The organism is Anabaena sp. CS-542/02 (assembly GCF_028331085.1).
GTDB classification, from domain to species: Bacteria; Cyanobacteriota; Cyanobacteriia; order Cyanobacteriales; family Nostocaceae; genus Anabaenopsis; species Anabaenopsis arnoldii.
The window spans coordinates 1-8,906 of the sequence record NZ_JAQMTM010000112.1; the positions used below are offsets into that span (position 1 = coordinate 1).

General features: G+C 40.7%; 12 protein-coding genes. 1 reads left to right on the forward strand and 11 read right to left on the reverse strand.

Annotation, left to right across the window (positions count from 1 at the left end; translation table 11 throughout):
• Positions 1 to 219: 219 nt before the first annotated feature.
• The 5 genes from PN447_RS12535 to PN447_RS12555 all read right to left on the reverse strand — a co-directional run bounded on the left by PN447_RS12535 (position 220) and on the right by PN447_RS12555 (position 2,886).
• The gene (locus PN447_RS12535; protein ID WP_271763377.1) at positions 220 to 663 is read right to left on the reverse strand and encodes a hypothetical protein; all 444 of its coding nucleotides are present in this window, start codon (positions 661 to 663) and stop codon (positions 220 to 222) included.
• Positions 664 to 709: 46 nt separating this feature from the next.
• Positions 710 to 1,384 carry a PIG-L deacetylase family protein gene (locus PN447_RS12540; RefSeq protein ID WP_271763378.1) on the reverse strand — a complete coding sequence of 225 codons (675 nt, stop codon included), beginning with the start codon at positions 1,382 to 1,384 and terminating at the stop codon, positions 710 to 712.
• A 126-nt stretch (positions 1,385 to 1,510) separates the two neighbouring features.
• Positions 1,511 to 1,741, reverse strand: a complete 231-nt coding sequence (locus PN447_RS12545; RefSeq protein ID WP_271763379.1) for a type II toxin-antitoxin system HicA family toxin — start codon at positions 1,739 to 1,741, stop codon at positions 1,511 to 1,513.
• A gap of 23 nt (positions 1,742 to 1,764) precedes the next feature.
• Positions 1,765 to 2,049, reverse strand: a complete 285-nt coding sequence (locus tag PN447_RS12550; RefSeq protein WP_271763381.1) for a type II toxin-antitoxin system HicB family antitoxin — start codon at positions 2,047 to 2,049, stop codon at positions 1,765 to 1,767.
• Positions 2,050 to 2,412: 363 nt separating this feature from the next.
• On the reverse strand, positions 2,413 to 2,886 hold the full coding sequence (locus PN447_RS12555) for a DUF29 domain-containing protein (protein ID WP_271763382.1): 474 nt from the start codon (positions 2,884 to 2,886) through the stop codon (positions 2,413 to 2,415).
• A 312-nt stretch (positions 2,887 to 3,198) separates the two neighbouring features.
• Here PN447_RS12555 and PN447_RS12560 point away from each other — a divergent pair, with 312 nt between their 5' ends.
• Positions 3,199 to 3,801, forward strand: a complete 603-nt coding sequence (locus tag PN447_RS12560; protein ID WP_271763383.1) for a Uma2 family endonuclease — start codon at positions 3,199 to 3,201, stop codon at positions 3,799 to 3,801.
• Positions 3,802 to 4,265: 464 nt separating this feature from the next.
• Here the strand turns inward: PN447_RS12560 and PN447_RS12565 are convergent, their stop codons facing one another.
• The 6 genes from PN447_RS12565 to PN447_RS12590 form a co-directional block, all read right to left on the reverse strand.
• Entirely contained in the window at positions 4,266 to 4,901 is a 636-nt protein-coding gene (locus PN447_RS12565) for a pseudaminic acid biosynthesis-associated methylase (protein ID WP_271763385.1), read from the reverse strand.
• 21 nt (positions 4,902 to 4,922) lie between these two features.
• Positions 4,923 to 5,621, reverse strand: a complete 699-nt coding sequence (pseF, locus tag PN447_RS12570) for a pseudaminic acid cytidylyltransferase (protein WP_271763386.1) — start codon at positions 5,619 to 5,621, stop codon at positions 4,923 to 4,925.
• A gap of 213 nt (positions 5,622 to 5,834) precedes the next feature.
• The gene (locus tag PN447_RS12575) at positions 5,835 to 6,449 is read right to left on the reverse strand and encodes a Uma2 family endonuclease (RefSeq protein ID WP_271763387.1); all 615 of its coding nucleotides are present in this window, start codon (positions 6,447 to 6,449) and stop codon (positions 5,835 to 5,837) included.
• A gap of 135 nt (positions 6,450 to 6,584) precedes the next feature.
• Positions 6,585 to 7,742, reverse strand: a complete 1,158-nt coding sequence (gene pseC, locus PN447_RS12580) for a UDP-4-amino-4,6-dideoxy-N-acetyl-beta-L-altrosamine transaminase (RefSeq protein WP_271763388.1) — start codon at positions 7,740 to 7,742, stop codon at positions 6,585 to 6,587.
• A 12-nt stretch (positions 7,743 to 7,754) separates the two neighbouring features.
• Positions 7,755 to 8,207, reverse strand: coding sequence for a Trm112 family protein (locus tag PN447_RS12585; RefSeq protein WP_271763389.1), 453 nt, complete (start codon positions 8,205 to 8,207; stop codon positions 7,755 to 7,757).
• Positions 8,159 to 8,707, reverse strand: coding sequence for a hypothetical protein (locus PN447_RS12590; RefSeq protein WP_271763390.1), 549 nt, complete (start codon positions 8,705 to 8,707; stop codon positions 8,159 to 8,161). The genes PN447_RS12585 and PN447_RS12590 overlap by 49 nt, the downstream gene beginning before the upstream one ends.
• Positions 8,708 to 8,906: the final 199 nt, after the last annotated feature.

Consider the following 8,906-nt stretch of genomic DNA (forward strand, 5'->3'; position numbering starts at 1 on the left):
AAGTCCCTCATGGTGTATCTAATATTTTTAGATCCCCCTAAATCCCCCTTGAGAAGGGGGACTTTGACTCTAGTTCCCCCCTTTTTAAGGGGGGTTAGGGGGGATCAAGAAGTGTCTAAAATCACCTTATAAAACTTATCAGACATCCTCTTAGGGTCGATTGGGGGTATTAACTCAGCCAACCTCCCCGGTTGGGGCAAAAATAGCTCGTAAAACCATTTATTCCCCATACTCTTGCAAGAAAGCTGCAAAATCCCCTAGGGCTGATTGGGTTTGTTCTGTGGGATTGAGTTGATGTTGTATTTGGAGAACAACCCATCTATTTTGGATTCTAGCTTGGTGAGCCGCTCGTTCTCTTTCCTCAGTTCGCTCATTCTCAACTCGTGCCGTTTCCTCAATTCTTCGTTGCTCTGCTGCAGCCAGGCGGTCTGTTTCTCGATTTCGACGGTTCCACTCAACGCCGAAATTAACCATTGCCACCAGGAGGGCCGCCAAGGTGAGTCGGTTGCTCCAGACTCTGGGCTGGGTAATGTATCCGAGGACGCTGAAGTCTTGTTCGTCATAGAATCGTAGAAAGGCAACTGTAATGGTTAAAAATGTTAAAACTGTCCCCGGTAATAAAGACAGAAAATTTATCCAAGGTTGAGGGCACAGTAGTTTCATTCTAAACGAATCTGTCTCCACAGGTAACCAGTTGACGACACAGACATCATCCCAGATGTCTACCTAAAATAAAAGCCTCTGCTGCTGCTACTCCCACCGTTGCACCCCGCCACTGGGCTAAGGCGGTGACTGCTTGTTGTGAGCGGGGATGGGGAAAGGGGCGCAGTTCTTCTTGATACAATGCCAAGGCTTGCTGTTTCACTGCTAAGGTCTGGGAAATATCTATAAACCAGTTAGGGTGAAAACTCGGTGCTGATCCGGGGGGTTGCCATTCTGTACTTGAAGGTACTTCAAAAAACAACAGGGTTTTAACTGGGTGTTGGGGTTGGGGACGACAAGCTGTGACTACGGCTTGATGTACTCTTTGATGGTCGATATTTACATCCCCGGCGTGGTGGGTAAAGATGGTATCTGGTTGATATTGGGCGATCGCCTGTTCAATTGTTTGAACTATTGATAATAGGGGGACTGTATCTAATTTGTTATCTGGGAAGTCACAAAACTTAACCGAGGAAATACTTAAACAATCCCCTGCTTTTCGCGCTGCTGTGTGACGGCGTTCTAGTTCTGCTGTGTCATGGGTTACCCGGGCAGAAATACCATCTGCAACAAATATAACCTGTACTGGCACACCTTGGGCAGTGTAAGAGGCGATCGCCCCTCCACACCCCAATACTTCATCATCTGGGTGGGCGGCTACAATCAATATAGAGTTGTGCATTTTTTACAGCGGATTTCATCTAGGTGAGGTACACTTGGGCGGGCAGGATGCCCACCCCACAATAGTTTTATAATTAATATCTGTATTTTATCTAGGTAGAAACTGCTGTAGTTTAAAGGTATCAACCTATTCAACTTCCATAAACTCTTGCACAGAAATACCTAATTCTCGGATAATTGCCCTAACTGTACCTTTCTTGATATTTTTACCGCCATGATGGGGGACAGGGATAACTATACCATCGGCATCACGTACCCAAAGCTCATGAGAGCCTTTCCCTTGTCTATAAAATCTTAACCCGAAGTGTTCCAGACGACGAGTAACCTGTAAATAACTAAGTTCCGTCAATCTGGTCATAATAATAGATTAACTGTTTAACTTTAAAGACTAACAGGAATAGCAACTGTGAATTGAGTATTACTATTAACTTCTATTTCACCTAATTTAAGAGTTTGGTTTTGTTCTTGTTTATAATCAATAATCATTTGCAAAACATCAATACAGTTAAACATAGCTTCTTGTGGACTATCTCCCTCGGCGAAAGCTCCCTGAATCCCTGGTATCCTGGCTAAGTATCCATCTGCATTGGTCTCAATAATCATTGACACTAATTTAGGTTTTCTCCTATTATCTGCCAGATGATTCAAGTCTGTTACATTAGTCATATCTGTAGATATTTTCCATATTTTGTTTATTTCTTACCTGGGGTTCATCAGTAATGTAATAATTTCCCAACTAACATTCTTTAAACACAGAGTATTCTCAGCAATGGATGGAGCTAAGTTTGTAGTCATGATTTGAGGGAAGGAATCACCATAGCCATATTCTAGCTTAGAGGATGTTTGTCAAGTCATGATTAGTGTATCGAATATTTGACCCCACCCTAACCCTCCCCTTGTAAGGGGAGGGGACTGGATTTGATTGTTTTTTGTGCGGTCGGTGAGCGAAGTCGATAGCGATAGCATGGCGTTAGCCATACCGTGTTCCCCAATCCTTTCCTGCTCCCTGCTCCCTGCTCCCTATTCCCTCTATAGTTTCTCTATCGCCTTGACAAAATCATCAGTGGTATTACATAAAAACTCAGGATTTAATATTTCTGTGAAGCTATAAGGACAAGTTGCTAAAAAACAGGCTAAATTTAATCCTGTTTCCGCTGCAGCTTCCCGCCGAGCATTACGATAAGCTTTGGGCAAAATCTCAGGAATATATTGCTGTAAACTAGGTTTTTCTGCTAATAAATCTTGTAAATCATCTCTCTGGTTGGCAATGGTTGTAAACCAACTTATAGAACGTTTTCTTGGCTGATGTTCCCACTTGAGTAAATGAGCGAGTAAAACTACTAGGCGGTTTTTTAGCTCATTTTTCTCTCTAATACCCATAGCATCCAACTCTTCGGCCAAGTTTTCCCAGTCCAAAGAGGACACATCCCGGTTATTTAACGCCACCTGCTGCTGATGTATCCAAGCTACAAAATCTGTTTGGTACAGAGATGAGTCAGACATGAGGCTTTTTCAACCACTCGACTATATCCTTCTCCCTAAGATTATATATGCTCGCCCCTCCACACCCCAATACTTCATCATCTGGGTGGGCAGCTACAATCAATATAGAGTTGTGCATTTTTTAGTCGGAAACTCTTGGCTTATTTAGCTTCGACAACACTGTTCACCGAAATATCTGATTGATCCCATTGCACTATTCATAAAACTTGATCACCGGGGGATGCTTCACCAGCCAATTGCAAAACAGCAAGATAGTTTGTTATCTATTCCTTCTTATAAGCATTGTTAATTTTGAATTTGGAGTGCAGCAACATGACTTACAGCCCACCCAAACTCCTCACTTTCGAGCAATTTTTAGTCGAGTACGGGGACAACCCCCGTTACGAACTCATTGACGGAGAACTACGTGACATGGAACCAACTGGCCCTCATGAAGAGGTTTCAGGAAATATTGCACGGATAATTTATGCTGAAATTCTTCGTGCTAATTTAAACTGGCTGATTCCAAAAACTTGTTTGATTAAACCACCTGCTGCTGAAGCAACAGCACTCCGTCCAGATGTTATTGTTCTAGATAAAGCAAAACTTAGCAATGAACCACTTTGGCAAAAAGAACCGATTATTTGTCATGGCAATACTATTCAGTTAGTTGCTGAAGTTGTGAGTACAAATTGGCAGGATGATTATGCCAGAAAAGTTGAAGAATATGCCTTTCTCGAAATACCAGAATATTGGATTGTAGATTCTCGTGGTTTGGGTGGCTTGCAATTTATCGGTAATCCCAAACAACCTACCTTCACAATCTGTCAACTAGTTAATGGCGTATATCAGCAGCAACAATATCGCTTGGGAGATGCTATTTCCTCTTCTGTGTTTCCCAACTTACAACTAAAACTTGACGATATTATGCCATAGTGACTAACTATTTGATTTTGATTGAGTACTGGATACTGTTTAACTTTAAAGACTCACAGGAATAGCAACTGTGAATTGAGTATTACTATTAACTTCTATTTCACCTAATTTAAGAGGATGTTTGGAAAGTCATGATTAGTGTATCAAATATTTTTATATCCCCCTAAATCCCCCTTCTCAACGAGGACTTTAAAGAATTTAGCCCCCCTTTTTAAGGGGGGTTGGGGGGATCAATCAGTGTCATTGATGACAATAAAAAACTTATCAAACATCCTCTTAGTCATATCTGTAGATATTTTCCATTTTACTTAGCCAATTCTCCCTATTATAGATTAATATTTGCCATCTTCATGGGTGATTCCCAATGACCGCCAATCACATCCTCTGCACAGTATCAAAGGCGATGGTTTTTAATCCCTTATAAGTCAAGCGCTGGCTTCTTTGACTACCTAATTCCTCTAAAATTAGTTAATCTTACCCATTTTCTCTAACAAAAACCAAGTTGAATCATCTTGAGGAAACTGATTATCCCGGTGATACACAAACCCATAATCAATTAAACGCAAATCTGCGAATTTATCTAAAATTTCCCCTGCAAAGTCCCTTTTAAACAGCCTATCTTGATGACCACGATAATTTACCGTTACTGGGGTAGGATTATAATACTCAGAAATACAGATATATCTATTACTACTTTGGTGCAATAAATCATAAACACGGTTTAAGTATTCCGGATTAATATGAATTAAAACACCTTTAATTAGAACGAAATCACTCTTATCTTCAGGTTGATAATCTAAAAGAGATTGATGGTATAATTTTACCCCCCCCACTGTGCTTTTTAGTTCTGCTACAGCACTAGCATTAATTTCAACTGCTGAAAGTTCTATATGGGGTAAAAGTTGTCTAATTGCCCTTAAATTCAAACCAATATTAGCACCAAATTCTATTAATGAGTTTATCTTCTGGGTTCGGGATAGTATCTTAGAAAAGAAAGCTATATTCCTAGGTAATAATAAATCTCCTTGATTGCGTTCAATATACTCATCACCAAACTTTTCTGCCCAAAATCTTTCTTGCTCTGTTTTATATACAGTCATGTTTCTACTCCAGAATTTATTCTAAATAAAATTCATTTCTTTATACAAAAACTTACACATATATTCTGCTCGTTGCCAATCTTCCAATGTGTCAATATCTTGAACACGCCAACGAGGTAAAATTACAGGTAAACCTCCATCAAAACCAGATTTTTTTGTCAGCCAAGTTTGTGGTTTTGCCCAATAGAACTGACCAGCATCATGGTAAGCTGCTTCTAAATCCTGACTACGAGCATTGAAATATTCAGGATAAAACATTTCCGTTTTGCCAGATGTATTAATCCTAAAAGCCCGTTGAATAGGTGAGGTAAAGGAAGTTACACTAAATACATATCCATCAGAGTTGAATTGCAGTAACTCCAGCCCTTTGTGTAAGTCCTCTACCTGAATTAAAGGAGCAGTCGCATAAATACAACAAACAGCCTCTAACGGCCATCCCTGTTCTAAACACCAAGCTACTGCATGAGCTACTACGGGAGTGGTTCCCGTGAAATCATCTGATAAATCAGCCGGACGCACAAAAGGAACTTCCGCCCCCCACTGTTGAGCCACAGATGCAATCTCTTGATCATCCGTAGAAACAATGATATGTGTAAATAAGCCAGAAGCTTGAGCCGCAGTGATCGGCCAAGCAATCATGGGCTTACCACAAAAGTCTCTAATATTCTTGTGTGGAATGCGTTTACTGCCACCCCTGGCTGGAATTACAGCTATGTTCATAATCTATCTTTATGTGCGTAAAATCACCATAACATAAAAGCGCCACCACCTTCCTAGTTGACCAATCGGCTCACAAAACCTTGATGTTCTTCACCATCTAACCCCTGCTCACTGCCAAAACCTGCTGCATTGTATCAGTTAATAAGCCATCCACCGCCAACCATAACGCCGGAAATCCCCCACTGCTGACGATCCTGCGATCGCTCTCCCCTTTTATGACTGAAACTGCCCTTTACCCATAGCTGTTAAGAACTCAGTCACAGCATCATATTGATCATAATATGTAATATATTTCGTTAACAAATTTAAATCTAAATTAGGAAGTAAATTACTTTCTTGTACCCTCTTATATCCTTGACACTCTCCTGTCAACTCATAGACTTTTAAGTTACCATCCTCCCATAACCAAACTTCAGGAATACCAATTCTTTGATATACTTCTAAAGTATTAATACCTCCACTGGTGACAATTACCTCTATAACTAAATCAGGCGTGGCTTTTTGAGCATTAAAACTGTAAGACTCATCAGGTTCTTTCTGGGCGTTAATTTCTTGACTTCCTAATGTTGCACTACCTTGACTATAAAATCTAATATTCTCAGACCTCATATAAGCTTCTAACAATAAGCTAATGGTGCGCTTATAATATTCATGCTCACTTCCCAAAATCACAATTTCCAATCCCCCATCTAAATATATTAAACGCACCCCGGGAATGGAACTAAAGGCACTTTCCAGGTTTTTAAATTGCACCCAACTAACACCTGTGAGATGCAAATACTTATTGACACCGTTAATTACCTCAGATGTGACAATGGGAATATTCATTTAGCTCCTCCAACAGTCAACAGTCAACAATCAACAGCCAATCTCACCACCATTCTAGTCGGTTTCAACCGACTTCAGCTTTTAGACAGAGAATTTATTCTCTGGCTTGCTAATTTGCCCCCGCAAACAGCGAATTTATGCTGTGGCTCTACCTAATACCTCCACCACCCGAATCTGATCACCATCACTTAAACCAGCATACATAGGTAAACTAATCGCCCGTCCATAGTAGGACTCCGCCACGGGAAAATCCCCCACCTGAAAACCCAAACGCCGATAATAGGGCTGGAGATGTACAGGGATATAATGAACCTGTACCCCAATCCCCCCCTCACGCAAAGCGGTAAATAACTCCTCCCGGTTTAAGGCTGTGGCTTCCACCTGGACTACATATAAATGCCAAGCCGAGAGACTATCAGGGTGTTGCCATGGTAAAATCACAGGCAGACCTGCCAACATCTGGTCATATTGTGCCGCCAATTGACGACGACGGGCAATAAACTCTGGTAATCTCTGCAATTGCGATAACCCCAAAGCCGCTTGTAAATCCGTCATCCGGTAGTTAAAACCCAATTCTACCTGCTCGTATACCCAACTACCCCGTAATTCCCCTGATAATAATTCGGGGTCACGGGTAATACCGTGGGTGCGCAGTCGTGCCATCTTTGCAGCTATTTCTGGGTCATTGGTTACAGCCATACCCCCTTCAGCAGTCGTAATAATTTTGACTGGGTGAAAGCTAAAGACCGTAATATCACTATACCGACAATTGCCCACCGGTTCCCCTTGATATTCACCCCCCACAGCATGGGAAGCATCTTCAATAATGCGGAAATTATATTCTTGACTCAGAGCATAAATTGCCGCCATGTCACAGGACTGACCAGCAAAATGTACGGGAACAACTATTTTAGGTAAACTTCCCTGTGCTTGAGCTATCTGCAATTTCTGGCGCAGCGCCCCTACACTCAAATTATAAGTATCTGGGTCAATATCGACAAAATCCACCTCCGCCCCACAATAGCGCCCACAATTAGCACTAGCTACAAAGGTATTTGGTACTGTCCACAGGCGATCGCCTGGACTCAATCCCAAAGCCAAACAAGCAATATGTAAAGCCGAAGTTGCACTATTAACCGCCACACCATAACTGGCCCCACAAGCTACAGTCACCCCCTGCTCAAAGGCGGGAACCATGGGACCTTGGGTGAGCCAGTCACTTTGTAATACTTGCACCACAGCAGCAATATCTGCCTCACTGATACTTTGGCGACCGTAGGGGATAAACTCCATGATGTTTGTATTTTAAAAGTTCATAAGTTGAGTAGCAAGAATACCATTTTCTGGTCTTAAACATGGTATGCCGCTAATGATAGGATATGCCAAACCGGATATTGGACAATAAAAACAATCTTCGTTGTGATTAAGAGGTTTTCTCGTTACAGGATCTGCCCAGAAACAGTCATCAGAGATAATCTCTAAAGAAACTTCAACATCAAATAAATAAGTTGGATTCAGAGGGTTAGAAATACTATCTATTTTCTCAACCTTGCGCAGGATACCGCCAGATGCTTTAATTGCTTCAGGAATATTTTTAACATAACCATGACTATTCATCCTTTGCTGTATTTCTGGAGAACCAGCTTCAAAATAAGGTTCAAAAAGTAACACTCGTTTTTTAGCAATGCGAAATATACTCTGGAGTGCTGCTATTTCTTTACCTCCATTTGGCTCAATTGAATGAGATGTATAAACCACATCAACAGACCGATTTGCCAAAGGTATATGAAATAAGTCTGCCACAAAGAAATGATTGATTGATTGATTGATTGATTGATTGATTGATTGATTTCTAGCTTTTTATACTCTCTATTCCAGAAATCTATAGCAACCTTAATTCTACTGAAAGAAATATCAAAACCAATCACTTGCCTAGGTTTTTGAGCCAGCTGATCGAAAACACCAAATGTAGTAGTTGCTTCTCCACAACCTACCTCTAATAAAGAATTTTGTTCATCGACATACTGATTAAGATAATTAACTATTTCTGCGCAATATCTGTATTTCTGAGGACGGTTTTTTACAAAACTATCTACATAGCTTCCTGCTTGTAAATCATAGGATATCTCAATTATTTCTGGTGTATTTGTTTCCAACCCTAGTGTATTTCTCAGAAAAGCAGAAATATTTCCGGAGTTACTATAAATTTCTTGAGCTTGCTGAACTAGGAGATAATAATCTTGTTTTTTAATACTCATAAAAAATTCCTGAAATGGTTAAGTAAAGCATTTACATATCACTAGTGTATTCATCTTCAGAGGTTGTTTGATAAGTTTTATAAGGTGATTTTAGACACTTCTTGATCCCCCCTAACCCCCCTTAAAAAGGGGGGAACTAGAGTCAAAGTCCCCCTTCTCAAGGGGGATTTAGGGGGATCTAAAAATATTTGATACACTA

Coding starts and splice junctions, on each gene's coding strand:
- PN447_RS12535 (WP_271763377.1), bottom strand. CDS start 663: ATGAAACTACTGTGCCCTCAACCTTGGATAAATTTTCTGTCTTTATTA.
- PN447_RS12540 (WP_271763378.1), bottom strand. CDS start 1,384: ATGCACAACTCTATATTGATTGTAGCCGCCCACCCAGATGATGAAGTA.
- PN447_RS12545 (WP_271763379.1), bottom strand. CDS start 1,741: ATGACCAGATTGACGGAACTTAGTTATTTACAGGTTACTCGTCGTCTG.
- PN447_RS12550 (WP_271763381.1), bottom strand. CDS start 2,049: ATGACTAATGTAACAGACTTGAATCATCTGGCAGATAATAGGAGAAAA.
- PN447_RS12555 (WP_271763382.1), bottom strand. CDS start 2,886: ATGTCTGACTCATCTCTGTACCAAACAGATTTTGTAGCTTGGATACAT.
- PN447_RS12560 (WP_271763383.1), top strand. CDS start 3,199: ATGACTTACAGCCCACCCAAACTCCTCACTTTCGAGCAATTTTTAGTC.
- PN447_RS12565 (WP_271763385.1), bottom strand. CDS start 4,901: ATGACTGTATATAAAACAGAGCAAGAAAGATTTTGGGCAGAAAAGTTT.
- pseF (WP_271763386.1), bottom strand. CDS start 5,621: ATGAACATAGCTGTAATTCCAGCCAGGGGTGGCAGTAAACGCATTCCA.
- PN447_RS12575 (WP_271763387.1), bottom strand. CDS start 6,449: ATGAATATTCCCATTGTCACATCTGAGGTAATTAACGGTGTCAATAAG.
- pseC (WP_271763388.1), bottom strand. CDS start 7,742: ATGGAGTTTATCCCCTACGGTCGCCAAAGTATCAGTGAGGCAGATATT.
- PN447_RS12590 (WP_271763390.1), bottom strand. CDS start 8,707: ATGAGTATTAAAAAACAAGATTATTATCTCCTAGTTCAGCAAGCTCAA.